Source organism: Nonomuraea sp. NPDC050663, from assembly GCF_044456985.1.
GTDB lineage: Bacteria > Actinomycetota > Actinomycetes > Streptosporangiales > Streptosporangiaceae > Nonomuraea.
Window position 1 is genome coordinate 348,701 of the sequence record NZ_JBITGL010000001.1, and the last position, 16,562, is coordinate 365,262.

Genomic DNA, 16,562 nt, shown 5'->3' on the forward strand with positions numbered 1-16,562 from the left:
CGGCGAGGCAGACATGTGACGATGCTCAGGCACGTACTAACGTCGAAGGGGCATCCGTGCTAAAAGGATCTGTTCGGCGTGAAGAGGTGAGTGTCGTCGACAGCGAGCAGAAGGCGCCCGAACCCTTCCGCCGCATGATGCGGCCCATGGAGGGTCGCCTGGTGGGCGGCGTGGCCGGAGGACTGGCCAGGCAGCTGAAGCTGGACCCGGTCGTGATCCGGCTGGCCTTCCTGCTGCTGGGCGCCGTCGAGGGCGTCGGCGTGGTGGTCTACGCGGTGCTGTGGATGATCACGCCGCGTGAGCCGCACGAGGGCGCGCCTCCGTCGCGCGACTGGAGCCAGCTGGCCGCCTTCACCGCCATCGGCATCGCCCTGTTCGCGTTCGGCTGGCTGACCGGAGCCTCGCGGGGCGGCGTCGCCATGCTGCCGTTCGCGGTGGGCGGCATCGGCGCCCTGATCCTGTGGCAGCAGGCCGACCCCGACCGGCGCACCAGCTGGGTCAGCGGCGCCACCAAGGGCATGCGCAAGAACCGCGTCCGTACCCTGCTCGGCGTGCTGCTGGTGATCGGCGGCGCGATCGGCTTCCTCGTCACGCAGGGCGCCCTGGAAGCCGCGCGCTCCGGGCTCATCTTCACCGTGGTCGTCGTCGGCGGCCTGGTGGTCATCGCCCTGCCGTGGCTCGCCGGCCTGTGGAAGGAACTCCAGCTGGAGCGCCGCGAGCGCATCCGCCAGGAGGAGAAGGCGGAGATCGCCGCGATGGTGCACGACTCGGTGCTGCACACCCTCACCCTCATCCAGCGCGTGGCGCACGACCCGCGCGAGGTCACCAGGCTCGCCCGCTCCCAGGAACGCGAGCTGCGCAACTGGCTCTACCAGCCCGCCCAAGACGCGGACACGACGTTCGCGGCAGCCGTACGACGCATCGCCGCCGAGGAGGAGGACGCGCACGGCATCCCCGTGGAGATCGTCTGCGTCGGCGACATCGCCCTCGACCAGCGGCTCGACGGCATGCTCAAGGCGTTCCGCCAGGCGATGGTCAACGCGGGCAAGTATTCGGACTCGCCGGTCATCTCCGTGTACGCCGAGGTGGAGGGCCAGGAGGTCTTCATCTCGGTCAAGGACAGGGGCAAGGGGTTCGACATGGACGCCGTCCCGGTGGACAGGATGGGCATCAGGGAGTCCATCATCGGCAGAATGGAACGGCACGGCGGCACGGCCAAGGTGCGCACGGAGCCCGGGGAGGGCACCGAAGTGATGCTGACCATGAAGGTGGAGCAATGATTCGCGTTCTGATCGTCGACGACCACCGGCTGTTCCGTTCGGGCGTGCGGGCCGAGCTGGGTGACTCCATTCACGTCGTGGGCGAGGCCGAGGACGTGGAGTCGGCGGTCAAGGCCATCGCCGAGCTCACGCCCGACGTGGTCCTGCTCGACGTGCACATGCCGGGCGGCGGCGGGCAGGAGGTGCTGCGGCGCGTCCTGGGCTCCGGTGGGCAGGTGCGGTTCCTGGCGTTGTCGGTGTCCGACGCGGCCGAGGACGTCATCGGGGTGATCAGGGGCGGGGCCCGCGGGTACGTCACGAAGAACATCAGCGGGCGCGAGCTGACCGACGCCATCCGGCGGGTGGCCGAGGGCGACGCGGTGTTCTCGCCGCGGCTGGCAGGCTTCGTGCTCGACGCCTTCGCCTCGACCGAGGCGCCGCCGATCGATCCCGAGCTCGACTCGCTCACGCAGCGGGAGCGGGAGGTATTGCGGCTGATCGCGCGTGGTTACGCGTACAAGGAGATCGCCAAGGAGCTGTTCATCTCGGTGAAGACGGTGGAGACGCACGTGTCGAGCGTGCTGCGCAAGCTGCAGTTGTCGAACCGGCACGAGCTGTCGCGGTGGGCGACGGCTCGCAGGCTCGTCTGACGCCGCGGGGTAGGCAGGGCCGCGATCGCGTGGCACATTCCGGATATGGGCAGGGATGTGCCAGTCGTCGTGTTCAGTCGGGAAGACCGTCGTCAATATCGGGAGAAAGTGCGGAGCTGCCTGGACGTTTTCGCTCGCATGCTCCGCGAGTCCAGGTTCGAGTTCGACCGCCCCCAGGCCGGGCTGGAGATCGAGCTGAACATCACCGACGAGCACGGTGAGGCGGCCATGCGCAACGCCGAGGTGCTCGAAGCGATCGCGCAGCCCGACTGGGCCACCGAGCTGGGCCAGTTCAACGTCGAGATCAACGTCGAGCCGCAGAGCCTGGCCGGTGAGGGCGCGCTGCAGCTGGAGAACGACGTGCGGGCGCGGCTCAACCACGCCGAGGAGCGGGCCAGGTCGGTGGGCGGGCATCTGGCGCTGATCGGGATCCTCCCGACGCTCAGGGAGCGCGACCTCATCGAGGGCAACCTGTCGGCGAACCCGCGTTACGCGCTGCTCAACGAGCAGATCTTCGCGGCCAGGGGCGAGGATCTGCACCTCCAGATCGAGGGCGTGGAACGCCTCGACACCTATGCCGACAGCGTGGCGCCCGAGGCGGCGTGCACGAGCGTCCAGCTGCATCTGCAGGTGAGCCCCGAGGAGTTCGCGGCCCACTGGAACGCCGCCCAGGTGATCGCCGGTCCGCAGGTGGCGCTGGCGGCCAACGCGCCGTACCTGTTCGGCAAGGAGTTACATCGCGAGACCAGGATCGACCTGTTCGCCCAGGCGACCGACACGCGGCCGAAGGAGCTGAAGGAGCAGGGCGTACGGCCCCGCGTCTGGTTCGGGGAGCGGTGGATCACCAGCGTCTTCGACCTGTTCGAGGAGAATGTGCGCTACTTCCCGGCGCTGCTGCCTCTGTGCGAGGACAGCGATCCGCGTGCCGTGCTGGCCAGCGGCCGGATCCCGGCACTCGACGAGCTGACCCTGCACAACGGGACCATCTACCGCTGGAACCGCCCGGTCTACGCGGTCGTGGACGGCACGCCGCACCTGCGGGTGGAGAACCGGGTGCTGCCCGCCGGGCCGTCGGTGCTCGACATCGCGGCCAACGCCGCCTTCTACTACGGTTTGATGCGCACGGTCCCGTTCCTGGAGCGCCCGCTCTGGAGCCAGATGTCGTTCGCGACGGCCGAGGAGAACCTGTGGAGCGCGGCCAGGAACGGCATCGACGCGCGGCTGTACTGGCCGGGCATGGGCGAGGTCCCGGTCACCGAACTGGTCCTGCGCAGGCTGCTCCCGATGGCCTACCAGGGACTGGAGAAGTGGGGTGTGGACGACGCGGTGGCGGGCAGGCTGCTGGGAGTCATCGAGGCGCGCTGTCTCACGCACCGGACGGGAGCGACGTGGCAGGTCGAGCGGGTGAACGCGGAGAAGGGCGTCGACCGGCACGAGGCGTTGCGCCGGATGACGCTCGACTACATCGCGCGCATGCATACCAACGAGCCCGTGCATGCCTGGCAGGTCTGATCGCGATCCTGCTGGTGGCGGCGTGCGGGGTGGTGCGCGCGCCGTCGCGCAACGCTCAGCAGGAAGACAACTTCGACGACGACGTGCGTGCCTCACGCGTGTTGTCGGAGGAGTTCTGGAAGCAGCAGTTCAAGGAGTTCGGCGGGACCTATCTGCCCATCCGGGATTTCATCCCCTATGTGGGTGACGCGGGTCCGTCGTGCGGCGGACAGCCGTCCGTGCCGAACAACGCCTTCTACTGCCCCGACGGGCACTTCGTCGCCTACGACCAGGCGTGGCTGGAGGCCCTGTGGACGGAGATGGGTGACGGCTCCACCTGGCTGATCATCCCGCACGAGATCGGCCACGCCGTCCAGGCGCAGTTCGAGTCCCGTTTCCAGTACAGCATCCAGATCGAGCTGCAGGCCGACTGCTACGCGGGGGCCACGCTGGCGGCGCTGGTGAGGTCGGGCGCCATCACGGCCGAGGAGAACGACGACAAGGAGCTCCTGCTCAATCTGGCCGCCGCGGGCGATCCCACGGAAGACTGGTTCAACCCGCAGGCCCACGGTACGGCCGAGCAACGCCAGCAGTCCTTCGCGCGGGGATATCGCGGCGGAGTAGAGGCGTGTCAACCCTGAGGGGGATGCACGCGAACCCCCGCGGCTCTAGCGTGGGAGCCATGGGTATCGCCGACGAGGCCGGGTGGCTTCGCAAGGGTGCTTGCCGGTCAAGCGATCCTGAGCTGTTCTTTCCGCTGGCGCCTTCCCGCGTCCAGGAGACGCAGGCGAAGGCGGTCTGCGCGGGCTGCCAGGTGCTCGCCCAGTGCCGCGACTACGCCCTGCGGGCGGGGGAGTCCGAAGGCATCTGGGGCGGGATGACCCCCGAGGAACGCCGCAGGGCGCGCTTCCCCGCCGGGTGGCGCACTCCCGCGACGACGTAACCTGCAGAGGTGCTGGGCAGATCCCTCGCCGTGCTCACCGCGGCCAACGTCCTGAACAACCGCATCGCCAAGCGCTGGGCGCCGCTGACCTCCGCGGTCGCGACCGGCGCCCTGGTCGCCATGGCCCGCAGGAGCGGGCTGTCGTGGCAGGAGATGGGGTTCGAGCACGGCAGGCGCGGCGCGGCGGCGGGCGGCGCGCTCGCCTTCGCGGTGGCCGCCGTCTACACCGCCGGCATCTCGATCCCGCGCACCCGCGAGCTGTTCCGCGACGAGCGCGCCCTGTCGTTGTCGCGCTCGCGCGCCTTCGAGGAGGCGCTGCTCCAGGTGCCCGTGGGCACGGTGCTGCTGGAGGAGGTCGGGTTCCGCGGCGCGCTGTACGGCATGCTGCGCCGTACCCATGGCACGGCCGCCGCGACGGCGGTGTCGTCGGGATTGTTCGGGCTCTGGCACATCCTGCCCGCCATCGACATGGCCAGGGCCAATCCGGCGCTCGGAGCGCTGACGGCCGGCGAGGAAGGGCCGGGTCGCGCCGACGTCGCCCGTGTGGTGGCCGGGAGCGTCGTCTCCACCGCCGCGGCCGGGGTGTTCTTCTGCGAGCTGCGGCGCAGGGGCGGGCTGCTGACGCCGTCGCTGCTGCACGTGGCGACTAACTCGCTGGGATACCTGTTCGCCCGAATCGCTCCCGGCAGACGAGCTCGATCGTGACCTTGGCGGCGATCGCCTCGGCGGCCAGCAGCGCGACCAGCACGACCAGCTGGACTATCCCCGCCTGAAGCGGGGTCGCCCCGCCCAGGAGCATGCCCACGAAGGCGCCGGGCAGCGTGACCAGGCCGACGGTCCTGGTCTGGTCGAGCGCCGGGATCAGCGCCTGGGCCGCCTTGGGCGCGCAGATCTCCCTGCGTGCCTCGGCGGGCGGCAGGCCGAGCGCGAGCGCCGCCTCCACCTCGCCGTTCCGCGCGCGCAGCTCGTCCATGGCGTTGCGCCCGGCCATCGCGGTGGCGGTCAGGCAGCCGCCGAGCAGGATTCCGGTGATCGGGATGAGCACCATGCCCTGGAGCGGGGCGGCGCCGGTGCCGAACAGCAGGAGCAGGGGCGGGAGCGCCCCGACGGCCATCGGGACCGCCGCGGCCCATGGACGGCTCTTGGAGACGCGCCTGCCGGCCGTCCACGCCGCCACGCCGTACATCACCAGCAGGACGGCGCTCACCCACGGGGTGTGCACGAGCGCGGTGATGACCAGGGAGATCGCGGCGAGCTGCGCGGCGGCCCTGGCCGACGCGGTCAGGACGGCACGCGCGTGGCCGAGCGCCGCCGCCGCGACGGCGGCGAGGACGACGAGCGCGACCGTGACGACGGCCAGGAGGGGGGTGGGGTCGAGCAGCACGTTCGTGCGTCAGCCGGTGGGGACGATCTGGAAGGCCTCCGCGTAGCCGCCCTCGGGCAGGCCCGCCAGCTTGCCCCACTCGAGGAAGCGGCCCTTGACCGACTCCTCGAAGCCCGTGACGTGCGCGACCTGGCTCTGGTGGGAGAGCAGGGCGGCGATCTTGCGGTCGACGTTGGCGGTGATGTCGACGTAGTGGTCGGGCGTGGGACCGCTCGTCAGCCAGACCTCGCGAACCGTCCACGCCTCCAGGCCCTCGTCCCTGAGCAGCTCGGGGAAGGCGTACGGGTTGCGCGCGTCGGGGTAGACCGCGTCGAGCGTGGAGCCGCCGACCGCGCGGTGGTCGGGGTGGCTGGGAGCGATGAACTGGTAGTTGCGCTCGGGGTGGTGGGTGATGACCACGTCGGGGCGCACCTGGCGGATGACCCTGGCGATGTCGCGCCGCAGGTCGAGCGACTGCACCACGGTGCCGTCCGAGTAGCCGAGGAAGCGCAGGTCCGTGACGCCGACGTGCTTGGCGGCCGCGGTCTGCTCGACGCGGCGCAGCTCGGCCATGCCCCCGTTGTCGAGCGTGCGCTCGTTGCCTCCGGCGTCGCCGTCCGTCACCAGCAGGTAGGTCACCTCGACGCCACGGTCGGTGAGGCCGGCGATCGTCCCCGCCGAGCCGAAGTCGATGTCATCGGGGTGGGCGGTGACGGTGAGGACACGCTTGATCTCGTTTTCCGGAAGCATGTTCGTCTCAACCGTTCCCGTCTGGCGCACATTCCGTCGGTGGCGCGCTTTAACCTAGGGGCGTGCCGACCCACGTCTCGATTGACCACCCGCTGCTCGACGGTCTCAACACGCAACAGCGTGAGGCCGTGATCCACCATGGCAGTCCGCTGCTCATCGTCGCGGGAGCGGGGTCGGGCAAGACCCGGGTGCTGACGCATCGCATCGCCTATCTCCTGGCCGAGCGCGAGGTGCATCCGGGCGAGATCCTGGCGATCACCTTCACCAACAAGGCCGCGCGCGAGATGAAGGAACGCATCGACAAGCTGGTCGGCCCGCGCTCCAAGCTCATGTGGATCATGACCTTCCACAGCGCGTGCATGCGCATCCTGCGCAGGGAGGCCAAGCGGCTGGGGTTCCCGTCGAGCTTCTCGATCTACGACCAGGCCGACTCCCAGCGGCTCATGGCGATGGTCTGCCGCGAGATGGAGCTCGACCCCAAGCGCTACCCCCCGCGTGCCTTCTCGGCGCAGGTGAGCAACTTCAAGAACGAGCTGATCGACTACGAGACCGCCGTCGACCGGGCGGGCTCCCACCTCGAGAAGACCCTCGCCCAGGCGTACAAGGCCTACCAGCTGAAGCTGACCGAGGCCGGCGCCATGGACTTCGACGACATCATCATGAACACGGTGACGTTGTTCCAGCTCTTCCCCGACGTCGCCGAGCACTATCGCAGGCGGTTCCGCCACGTCATGGTCGACGAATACCAGGACACCAACCACGCGCAGTACATCCTGGTCAGGGAGCTGGTCGGCCGTCCGTCGCTGCACACCGCCGACGGCGAGCTGGTCAGGTCGGGCGCCGAGCAGTCGGAGCTGTGCGTCGTCGGTGACGCCGACCAGTCGATCTACGCCTTCCGCGGCGCGACCATCCGCAACATCCTCGAGTTCGAGCGCGACTACCCCGACGCGCGCACGATCCTGCTGGAGCAGAACTACCGCTCCACGCAGAACATCCTGACCGCCGCCAACGCGGTGATCTCCAAGAACGAAGGGCGCAAGCCCAAGAACCTCTGGTCGGAGCAGGGCGACGGCCCCAAGATCGTCGGCTATGTGGCCGACAACGAGCACGACGAGGCGGTCTTCGTCGCCCAGGAGGTCGACCGGCTGCACGACGAGGAACAGGTGCGTCCCGGCGACGTGGCCGTCTTCTACCGCACCAACGCAGCCTCCCGCGTGTTCGAGGAGATCTTCATCCGCACCGGCCTGCCGTACAAGGTCGTCGGCGGCGTGCGCTTCTACGAGCGCAAGGAGGTCAAGGACCTGCTCGCCTACCTGCGGGTCCTGGCCAACCCCAACGACGTGGTCTCGCTGCGCCGCATCATGAACGTCCCCAAGCGCGGCATCGGCGAGCGCGCCGAGGCGATGATCGAGGCCTTCTCGTCCCGCGAGCGCATCCCCTTCTGGGAGGCCATGCGCAGGATCGACGAGGTCTACGGCATGGCGGCGCGCTCGGTCAACGCCGTGCGCGAGTTCGTGGCGCTGATGGAGGAGCTGATCGGCAAGGCCGAGGGCATGCCGCCGTCGGCGCTGGCCGAGGAGGTCCTGGTCTCCACCGGCTACCGCGCCGAGCTGGAGACCTCGCAGGACCCCCAGGACGAGTCGCGGCTCGAAAACCTCAACGAGCTCGTCTCGGTCGCCTCGGAGTTCGAGGAGGCCAACCCCGAGGGCACGCTGGTGGAGTTCCTGGAGCAGGTCTCGCTGGTGGCCGACGCCGACCAGATCCCCGAGGCCGACGGCGGGCAGGGCGTCGTCACCCTGATGACCCTCCACACCGCCAAGGGCCTGGAGTTCCCCGTCGTCTTCCTCACCGCGATGGAGGACGGCGTCTTCCCCCACATCCGCTCGCTCTCGGAGCCCAAGGAGCTCGAGGAGGAGCGGCGCCTGGCCTACGTGGGCATCACGCGGGCGCAGAAGCGCCTCTACATCACGCGCGCGGCCGTGCGCAGCTCGTGGGGGGCGCCGTCGTTCAACCCGGCCTCCCGGTTCGTGGGCGAGGTGCCCGATCACCTGCTCGAGTGGCGCACCGATCCCGAGAAGTCCGCGTGGAGCGCCGCCACCCGGCGCGACACCCCGGCGCGTCCCGCTCCGGCCAAGAAGAGCTCGCGCGAGGTGCCGTCGCTGGCGCCGGGAGACCGGGTGTCGCACGACGCCTTCGGGCTCGGCACGGTCGTGTCCGTCGACGGGGTGGCGGAGAAGACGAAGGTGAAGATCGACTTCGGGGGCGGAGGCGAGAAGACGTTGCTGCTCGCCTACGCCCCGCTGGAGAAGCTCTAGAGCGGGGCCTTGACGGTCACCTTCTTGCCCCACGACGAGAAGGTGATCGTGCTCCTGCCCTCGGGCCACTCCGTGGTGATCTCCTGGGGCAGCCCGTTGCGGCCGAGCTTGAAGAAGACGAGATAGAACATCTTGGCCTCCTTGCCGGTGGGGCGCTTGCCCTTCCAGACGCGGTAGGAAGGCGAGACCTTCCAGATCTCGGCGGTGGGCAGGAAGCTGACGCGGAAGGCTCCCATCTGCTTGTCCGCGTGCTTGATCACGGCCTTGAGGGTCGCGGGCTCGAGCACGTTGATCGGGCCGAAGAACGGCGACCAGCCCTGGTGGGGGCTCTTGACCCAGCCCGGGTCCGTCTCGCGGGTCTCCTGGTAGATGGTCTTGCCCACGCGGATCACGCCCTTCGACGCGCCGGGGTCGTCGATGATCTTCATGTCGAAGGCGGTGATGCCCGAGCCGTTGTAGGCGATCCGGCCCTTGCGGGAGCCGGTGGAGGCGCTTCCCGGCTGGTCCCTGTTCATCCAGCCGAAGTCGCCGTCCGTCTTCTCCGTGAAGGAGACGCCGCGCTTCGTCGCCAGCTCCTTGGTCAGGGTCCTGACCGGGTCCCTGGGGGCGGCCTGGGCGGGGGCGGCGGTCAGGGCGACGGCCAGGGCCGCGACGAGGGCGGCGAGGGGTTTCCACATAGCCCGCGATCTTGGCCCAGGATGGTCACGAAGTGATCTCGGGGTAATGTTCCCGCGTGAGTGTTCTGATTTCGGGTGGAGCGGGATTCATCGGCAGCACGGTCGCCTCGGCGTGCCTCGACGCGGGGATCACGCCGGTGATCCTCGACAGTCTGGTGACGGGGCGGCGGGAGTTCGCCGACGGGCGGGTGTTCTACGAGGGCGACATCGCCGACGGCGAGCTGATCGACCGCATCTTCCAGGAGAATCCGGAGATCGAGGCCGTCATCCACTGCGCCGCGCTCATCGTGGTGCCCGACTCCGTCGCCGACCCCGTCGGGTACTACCGGGCCAACGTCACCAAGTCGCTCGACTTCGTCGACCACCTCCTGCGCAACGGGTGCTCGCGCATGATCTTCAGCTCCTCGGCGGCCATCTACGCGGCGGGCGAGGACCTGACGGTCGACGAGGACTCCGCGCTCGACCCGCAGAGCCCCTATGCCAGGACCAAGGCGGTGTGCGAGGAGATGTTCGCCGACATCGCCGTGTCGCAGCCGATCAAGGTGCTCTCGCTGCGCTACTTCAACCCCGTCGGCGCCGACCCCAAGATGCGCACGGGGCTGCAGCACGCCCGGCCCTCGCACGCTCTGGGGATGATCATCCGGGCCTACCAGGAGGGCGTGCCGTTCCAGATCACCGGCACCGACTACCCGACGGCCGACGGGACGGGCATCCGCGACTACGTCCACGTGTGGGACCTGGCAGAAGCGCACGTCGCCGCCCTGCGGCGGTTCGACTCGCTGCCGATGTCCGTGATCAACCTCGGGACCGGGGAGGGGACGACCGTGCGCGAGCTGGTCGACGTCTTCAACCAGGTGGCCGACCGGCCGGTCGAGGTGGTCGAGGCGCCGCGGCGTCCTGGCGACGTCGTCGGGTCGTACACACGGGTCGAGCGGGCGACCGAGGCGCTGGGATGGCGGGCACGCTACTCGGTGGCCGAGGGCATCCAGCACTCGCTCGAATGGGCGGCGCTGCGAGAGTCACGCCTGAGCGACTAGACGACCTCCCCACCCTTGATCACGTAAGCCTTCTGGCGGCTGCTGAGCACCGACAGATCGGCCAGCGGATCCCCGTCGACCACCAGCAGATCGGCGTGCGCGCCCACCGCGAGCGTGCCGATTTGCCCCTCCATGCCCAGCAGCCGCGCCGCTGTGGCGGTCGCCGAGAGCACCACCGCGGCCGCCGGTTGCACCTGGGCACGCAGATCGAACTCCTGGAGCTGCGCCTCCCGCATCGGCCCGAGCAGGTCGGAGCCGAACACGACGTTCACCCCGGCGCGATGCGCCCGCTCCAGCGCCGCCAGCCCGGCGTCGCGCACCTCGGCGATCTTCCAGTACGACTCCTCGCCCAGCCCGAGCTCCCGCCCCCGCAGCGCCAGCTGCTCGTACGTCACGAGCGTCGGCACCAGGAAGGCGTCCCGCTCGACGAGCAGCTCCAGTGTCGTGTCGTCGAGCAGGTTCCCGTGCTCGACGCAGCGCACGCCCGCTTCCAAAGCCCGGTTGATCGCGCGGGCGTGGTAGGCGTGCACGGTCACGTAGCGTCCCGCGTTGTCCGCCTCCTCGACGGCCGCGCGGATCTCCTCCATCGTGTACTGCACCGCGGACACCTCGTCGTGCGGCGACGCGACGCCGCCCGAGACGGTGAGCTTGAGATGCGCGGCGCCCTTGCGCAACTCGTCGCGCGCCGCGAGCCGTACCTCCTCGACGCCGTCGGCGATGCGCGCGAACCCGGGCGTGTGGCAGCACGGCCGCCCCTCCTCCGAGCGCGGGCGCAGGTCGCCGTGTCCGCCGGTCTGTGACAGCGCCTTGCCGCCGTGGATCAGCCGCGGCCCGGGAACCAGCCCCTCGGCCAGCGCCTGCGCCATGCCGTAGTCGGCGCCGCCGACGTCGCGCACGGTGGTGAAGCCGCGCCGCAACATCTGCTCGGCCGCGCGCAGGCTCCTCACCGCGGCGTACCCGGGCGTCCACGTCGCGGCCTCGCGCGTGTCGAGCGTGTTCGCGACCAGGTGCACGTGGGCGTCGATCAGCCCCGGGAGCACCGTACGGCCGGCGGCGTCGATCACCCGGTGCTCACCGGACGGCGGGGAGCCGGTGCCCGTGTCCACGATGCGGCCCTCGGCCACCTCGATCCACGACCGGTCGCCGAGCTGCCCGACGACCGGCTCCAGGGGGTGGGCGTTGACGATCAGCAATCGGCTCATGCCGGGATTGTGTCAGGTCGCCGTTTTCGAGGCAGGAGGGGCGACGAGCGTCACCTTCCGGCCCCACGAGCTGAAGCGGATGTCACTGGATTTCCCGAGTTCGCCCAGCGCGTCCTGCTCCGTCCACGTCGTCACCAGGCGCGTGGGCAGCCCGGTACGGCCCAGCCAGAGCTTCCAGCCGATGGGGAAGGCCTTCTTGGTGGCGAACGAGGGCGAGACGCGCGCCAGCGCCTTGGAGCCGATCACGCCCGAGCGCACCCGCCCTGTCGTGGTCGTCGCGGTGGCGAGCAACGCCCTGAGGGTGGCGGGCTCCGTGAGCAGGATCGGGCCGTAGAACGGCGTTCGCCTGGACGGTTTGCTCGATGTCTTGAACCAGGTCTTCCCCTTGGGCAGCGCCGAGGTGATCGGGCCGCCCGACATGTACGTGTGCCGGCCGACGGCCAGCACCCTGACCTTGCCGAGACTCGTCCTGTTGGTGGTGTCGTAGCCGGAAGGGCGGAAGCTGATCACGCCCCGGCGGGTGCCGTCGGCGAACGGCTCTCCGTCGATCGTGAGACGGTGGCGCTCGACGACCTTCACGCCGTGGTGTGTCGTCAGTTTCGCCGTGAGCACGGACACCGGGTCAGGCGGCGCGGATTCCGCTCGTGTCGTCTCGGCGGGGGGCACCTTCGCGGGCGCCGCCTCCGCGGGCGCTGTGATGAGAGTCGTGGCGATCAGAACCGACACGACCAGCCTGATCACGGAACCACCTGCCCGCCGGACATCGGCGAGGTCACCGGCGGCGACTGGGGCAGCTCGGCCGCGCCGCCCTCCCACACCTGGTCGGCCGGAGGCGCCACGATCTTCAGCTTGCCGCTCCAGCCGCTGAAGCGCGTGTCCATGACGACGTCGCCGTCCGCGCCGGAGGAGTACTGCGAGACCAGACGTATGGGCAACCCGCGCGCGTCGAGGGTGAGGCGCCAGGAGATCACCGTCTTCGGCTTGCCGAGCAGGTTCCCGATGGAGGCGCGCAGCCAGGGCGAGCTCTGGTGGAGCCGGCCCAGCGTGATCGTGCCGCGGTAGCCGTACGACGTGCGGGTGGCGGTCTTGAGCAGGGCGGCGAGGGTGCGGGCCTCGGCGACGTTGACGAGCTGGCCGTAGATGCCCGTGACCCCGGCCGCGGGGCCCTTGGCGACCTTCAGCCAGGTCCGGTCCACGGGGAGACGGGTGGCGAAGTAGCCGCCGGAGATGTACGAGGTCGTCCCGATCCGGATGGTCCGCTCGGGGTCGAGCATCCACATGAGGGCGGCGTCGGTCAGGTCGGCGGCCTTGATGGCGAGCTTCGCCGTGACGTCGGAGGCCTTGATGCCGGAGGAGTTGAGGAGGAAGGCGCCGGAACGGCGGGTGAAGACCACCTTCGAGCTTCCGGCGACGATGTGGGTGCGCTCGGTGAAGCGCACGCTCGTCTGCTTCTTGAGCGCCTTGAGGGGAGCGGGGGGCGCCGCCTGCGCCGGAGCCGCGGTCAGCAGCACCGCGGCCGTGGCGAATCCCGCGATCAGTCGAGTCATCACGCAGGAAACGCTGCTGGCGGTTGGTATCGGCCAGGTCTCAGGTGACGAAATGGGTATCAGATGCGCGGGCTCTTCACGGACGAAGGCGGCGACGCCCCGAAAGGGCGCCGCCGCCGGACACTCACAACCGTCAGTTGCTGGGAACCATGTCGAACACCGGCGGCGGCTGCTCCGACGGGTGGTCGCCGCTCTCGCCGCCCTCCAGGTCCTTGGCGTCCGTGACCTGGTCCTTCGGCGGCGCCTGGATCTTCACCTTCCGGCCCCACTCGTAGTACTGGGTGTCGGTGATGCTGTTCATCGACCCGAGCACGCCGAAGTCGAGGACCATCTCCGAGCGCACGCGCGTGATCAGCTTCTTGCCGTTGAAGAAGATGCGGTAGTTGACCTTCGCCTTGCCGAGGGTCCCGCCCACCTCGGAGCCGGCCAGCTCCTTCAGCGGCAGGGTGCCGCGGTACTCACCGGGCTTGCGCACCTTGGCGGCGGCGATGGCCTTCTTCAGCACCTTCGGGTCGAAGATGTTGATCAGCTGGCTGGTGGAGAAGTTGACCTTGGCCTCGGAGTAGCGCACCCAGCCGGCCGGCATGTCGGGAGTGCCGGGCGCCTTGAGGTAGGTGGCGCCCTTGACGTGGATGATCTGGATCTTCGAGCTGTTCTCGCTCAGCAGCGAAGCGCCGCGGAGCGTGAGGTCGTAGGAGTCGACCCCCTTGTGGCCGAAGCCGACCACGCCGGTGACGCGGTTGGAGCTGCCGAGCGACTCGCCGTCGAGCTCGATGAACGACGTCTCCTTGATCTTGACGCCGCGGCCTTCGACATACTGCTTCTTCAGTGCCGTGAGGGGGGTCTCGGGGGCTGCATGAGCGGTGCCCGTGGTGAGAAGGGCGCTGGCTGCCGCGATGGCGACAGCGATGAGGAAGCGTTTCACGAGGTGGATCATGCCGTATGGCGGTATTTGGGGGCGAGTGGGATTTGTGAAGATCCTGTGTGGATGTGTGAGGGTTTAAGAGATCGGCCAGAAAGTGAGATCACCGTCACATCGCGGAATAACTCGTCCCCGGTGACCAGGCCAGGTCTTGACAACGGCTAGGCTTCACTGGCGGAAACGCCCGGCACACGGGGTGGCCCGGGCCGTCGAACACTCAGTCGGACAAGCAAGGACGGACCCTCGTGGACCTGTTCGAACATCAGGCGAAGGAGCTCTTCGCGGACTACGGCATCCCGGTGCCGCGCGGCGTCGTCGCGTTCACCGTGGAGGACGCGCGCGAGGCAGCCGAGCAGCTGACCGGCCGCGTCGTGGTCAAGGCCCAGGTCAAGACCGGTGGCCGGGGTAAGGCCGGCGGCGTCAAGGTGGCCGATGACGCCAACGACGCCGTCGCGAAGGCGACCGACATCCTCGGGATGGACATCAAGGGCCACACGGTCCACAAGGTGCTCGTAGAGGAGGCCAGCGCGATCGCGGAGGAGTACTACTTCTCCTTCCTGCTCGACCGCGCCAACCGCACCTTCCTCGCGATCTGCTCCGCCGCCGGTGGCATGGACATCGAAGAGGTCGCGCACAGCACGCCGGAGAAGGTCGCCAAGGTCGCGATCTCTCCGCTGACCGGCGTCGACCGCGCCAAGGCCCGCGAGATCGCGGCGGCCGGCCAGCTGCCTGAGAAGGCCCTCGACGGCGCGGCCGAGCTCATCGAGAAGCTCTGGTGCGTCTTCGTCGACGAGGACGCCACGCTTGTCGAGGTCAACCCGATGATCCTCACCGCCGACGGCGACGTGAAGGCCCTCGACGGCAAGGTCACGCTCGACGGCAACGCCGAGTTCCGCCAGAAGGACGTCTTCGAGAAGTTCGCCGACAAGTCGGCCGAGGACCCCCTGGAGGCCGCGGCCAAGGAGAAGGACCTCAACTACGTCAAGCTCGACGGCAACGTCGGCATCATCGGCAACGGCGCGGGCCTGGTCATGTCCACCCTCGACGTCGTCGCCTACGCGGGCGAGCAGTTCCCCGGCAAGCCCAAGCCCGCCAACTTCCTCGACATCGGCGGCGGCGCCAGCGCCGAAGTCATGGCCGCCGGCCTGGAGATCATCCTCTCCGACCCGGCCGTGAAGTCGATCTTCGTGAACGTCTTCGGCGGCATCACCGCCTGCGACGCCGTCGCCAACGGCATCGTGGCCGCGTTCAAGCTGCTCGAAGACCGCGGCGAGGCCGTGACCCGCCCGCTGGTGGTCCGCCTCGACGGCAACAACGCCCTCCTCGGGCGGCAGATCCTGGCCGACGCCGCGCTCAAGGGCGTCGAGCTGGTTGACACGATGGACGACGCGGCCAAGCGCGCCGCCGAGCTCGCTGCGGCTGGGGTGTAATCGAAGTGGCTATCTGGCTCACCGAAAACAGCAAGATCATCGTCCAGGGCATGACCGGCGGCGAGGGCACCAAGCACGCCAAGCGCATGCTCGCCTCCGGCGCCAAGGTCGTGGGCGGAGTCAATGCCCGCAAGGCCGGCACCACCCACCTCGACCTGCCCGTCTTCGGCTCGGTCGCCGAGGCCATGGAGGCCACCGGCGCCGACGTCTCCGTCGTCTTCGTGCCCCCGGCGTTCACCAAGGACGCCGTCAAGGAGGCCGTCGACGCCGAGATCCCGCTCTGCGTGGTCATCACCGAAGGCGTGCCGATCCACGACACCACCGAGTTCTGGGCCTACGCGGTCGAGAAGGGCAACAAGACCCGCATCATCGGGCCGAACTGCCCCGGCATCGCCTCGCCCGGCGCCTCCAACGCCGGCATCATCCCCGCCGACATCACCACCGCCGGCCGCATCGGCCTGGTGTCGAAGTCCGGCACGCTGACCTACCAGCTGATGTACGAACTGCGCGACTTCGGCTTCTCCACCGCCGTCGGCATCGGTGGCGACCCGGTCATCGGGACCACCCACATCGACGCCCTCCAGGCGTTCCAGGACGACCCGGGCACCGACGCCATCGTCATGATCGGCGAGATCGGCGGCGACGCCGAGGAGCGCGCGGCCGCCTACATCGAGCAGCACGTCACCAAGCCCGTCGTGGCCTACGTGGCGGGCTTCACGGCGCCCGAGGGCAAGACCATGGGCCACGCCGGCGCCATCGTGTCCGGCTCGGCCGGCACGGCGCAGGCGAAGAAGGAAGCGCTGGAGAAGGTCGGCGTCCGCGTCGGCAAGACCCCGTCGGAGACGGCGCGCCTGATGCGGGAGATCATGCAGGCCCGCTGACCCGCGTCTGTTCCGGACAAGCCCCGTGCGGTCACCGCACGGGGCTTTCCGCTTGTTCCGGGCGCCGTGGCGGCTGTGCGGCGCTCCTTGGATGT

The 16,562-nt window shown here is 69.5% G+C and carries 17 protein-coding genes; 10 read left to right on the forward strand and 7 right to left on the reverse strand.

What is annotated here, in order from left to right; all coding sequences use genetic code 11:
• Positions 1 to 134 precede the first annotated feature (134 nt).
• The 6 genes from ACIBH1_RS01815 to ACIBH1_RS01840 all read left to right on the forward strand — a co-directional run bounded on the left by ACIBH1_RS01815 (position 135) and on the right by ACIBH1_RS01840 (position 5,048).
• Complete coding sequence (locus ACIBH1_RS01815; RefSeq protein WP_397312179.1) at positions 135 to 1,280, forward strand: PspC domain-containing protein; 1,146 nt, start codon at positions 135 to 137, stop codon at positions 1,278 to 1,280.
• Positions 1,277 to 1,909, forward strand: coding sequence for a response regulator transcription factor (locus ACIBH1_RS01820; RefSeq protein ID WP_181615988.1), 633 nt, complete (start codon positions 1,277 to 1,279; stop codon positions 1,907 to 1,909). The genes ACIBH1_RS01815 and ACIBH1_RS01820 overlap by 4 nt, the downstream gene beginning before the upstream one ends.
• 138 nt (positions 1,910 to 2,047) lie before the next feature.
• Positions 2,048 to 3,421, forward strand: a complete 1,374-nt coding sequence (locus ACIBH1_RS01825; protein WP_397311635.1) for a glutamate--cysteine ligase — start codon at positions 2,048 to 2,050, stop codon at positions 3,419 to 3,421.
• Between the two features lie 14 nt (positions 3,422 to 3,435).
• On the forward strand, positions 3,436 to 4,041 hold the full coding sequence (locus ACIBH1_RS01830) for a neutral zinc metallopeptidase (protein WP_397311636.1): 606 nt from the start codon (positions 3,436 to 3,438) through the stop codon (positions 4,039 to 4,041).
• Positions 4,042 to 4,082: 41 nt separating this feature from the next.
• A complete protein-coding gene (locus ACIBH1_RS01835; RefSeq protein ID WP_397311637.1) occupies positions 4,083 to 4,343 on the forward strand; it encodes a WhiB family transcriptional regulator in 261 nt (86 codons plus the stop codon).
• 9 nt (positions 4,344 to 4,352) lie between these two features.
• On the forward strand, positions 4,353 to 5,048 hold the full coding sequence (locus tag ACIBH1_RS01840) for a lysostaphin resistance A-like protein (protein WP_397311639.1): 696 nt from the start codon (positions 4,353 to 4,355) through the stop codon (positions 5,046 to 5,048).
• On the opposite strand, the gene ACIBH1_RS01845 is transcribed toward ACIBH1_RS01840, so the two are convergent.
• The gene (locus ACIBH1_RS01845; RefSeq protein ID WP_397311640.1) at positions 4,990 to 5,727 is read right to left on the reverse strand and encodes an ABC transporter permease; all 738 of its coding nucleotides are present in this window, start codon (positions 5,725 to 5,727) and stop codon (positions 4,990 to 4,992) included. The two genes, ACIBH1_RS01840 and ACIBH1_RS01845, sit on opposite strands and share 59 nt — an antisense overlap.
• 9 nt (positions 5,728 to 5,736) lie before the next feature.
• Positions 5,737 to 6,456, reverse strand: coding sequence for a PIG-L deacetylase family protein (locus ACIBH1_RS01850; protein WP_397311641.1), 720 nt, complete (start codon positions 6,454 to 6,456; stop codon positions 5,737 to 5,739).
• Between the two features lie 62 nt (positions 6,457 to 6,518).
• Between ACIBH1_RS01850 and pcrA the strand changes: the two genes are divergently transcribed.
• Positions 6,519 to 8,771, forward strand: a complete 2,253-nt coding sequence (pcrA, locus tag ACIBH1_RS01855) for a DNA helicase PcrA (protein ID WP_397311642.1) — start codon at positions 6,519 to 6,521, stop codon at positions 8,769 to 8,771.
• Here the strand turns inward: pcrA and ACIBH1_RS01860 are convergent.
• Positions 8,768 to 9,448: a hypothetical protein gene (locus ACIBH1_RS01860; protein WP_397311643.1), complete on the reverse strand. Its 681-nt coding sequence runs from the start codon at positions 9,446 to 9,448 to the stop codon at positions 8,768 to 8,770. The genes pcrA and ACIBH1_RS01860 overlap by 4 nt on opposite strands.
• A 56-nt stretch (positions 9,449 to 9,504) precedes the next feature.
• Here ACIBH1_RS01860 and galE point away from each other — a divergent pair, with 56 nt between their 5' ends.
• Positions 9,505 to 10,485: a UDP-glucose 4-epimerase GalE gene (galE, locus tag ACIBH1_RS01865; RefSeq protein WP_397311644.1), complete on the forward strand. Its 981-nt coding sequence runs from the start codon at positions 9,505 to 9,507 to the stop codon at positions 10,483 to 10,485.
• Here galE and ACIBH1_RS01870 read toward each other — a convergent pair.
• The 4 genes from ACIBH1_RS01870 to ACIBH1_RS01885 all read right to left on the reverse strand — a co-directional run bounded on the left by ACIBH1_RS01870 (position 10,482) and on the right by ACIBH1_RS01885 (position 14,159).
• On the reverse strand, positions 10,482 to 11,687 hold the full coding sequence (locus ACIBH1_RS01870) for an amidohydrolase family protein (RefSeq protein WP_397311645.1): 1,206 nt from the start codon (positions 11,685 to 11,687) through the stop codon (positions 10,482 to 10,484). The two genes, galE and ACIBH1_RS01870, sit on opposite strands and share 4 nt — an antisense overlap.
• Before the next feature lie 12 nt (positions 11,688 to 11,699).
• Positions 11,700 to 12,428 carry a hypothetical protein gene (locus tag ACIBH1_RS01875; protein ID WP_397311646.1) on the reverse strand — a complete coding sequence of 243 codons (729 nt, stop codon included), beginning with the start codon at positions 12,426 to 12,428 and terminating at the stop codon, positions 11,700 to 11,702.
• A complete protein-coding gene (locus ACIBH1_RS01880) occupies positions 12,425 to 13,237 on the reverse strand; it encodes a hypothetical protein (protein ID WP_397311647.1) in 813 nt (270 codons plus the stop codon). The genes ACIBH1_RS01875 and ACIBH1_RS01880 overlap by 4 nt, the downstream gene beginning before the upstream one ends.
• Positions 13,238 to 13,367: 130 nt before the next feature.
• Complete coding sequence (locus ACIBH1_RS01885) at positions 13,368 to 14,159, reverse strand: hypothetical protein (protein WP_397311648.1); 792 nt, start codon at positions 14,157 to 14,159, stop codon at positions 13,368 to 13,370.
• Positions 14,160 to 14,401: 242 nt separating this feature from the next.
• Between ACIBH1_RS01885 and sucC the strand changes: the two genes are divergently transcribed.
• Both sucC and sucD read left to right on the forward strand, forming a co-directional pair.
• Positions 14,402 to 15,586: an ADP-forming succinate--CoA ligase subunit beta gene (sucC, locus tag ACIBH1_RS01890; RefSeq protein ID WP_397311649.1), complete on the forward strand. Its 1,185-nt coding sequence runs from the start codon at positions 14,402 to 14,404 to the stop codon at positions 15,584 to 15,586.
• Positions 15,587 to 15,591: 5 nt separating this feature from the next.
• Positions 15,592 to 16,467, forward strand: a complete 876-nt coding sequence (gene sucD / locus ACIBH1_RS01895; protein ID WP_397311650.1) for a succinate--CoA ligase subunit alpha — start codon at positions 15,592 to 15,594, stop codon at positions 16,465 to 16,467.
• The last annotated feature ends 95 nt before the right edge of the window (positions 16,468 to 16,562 follow it).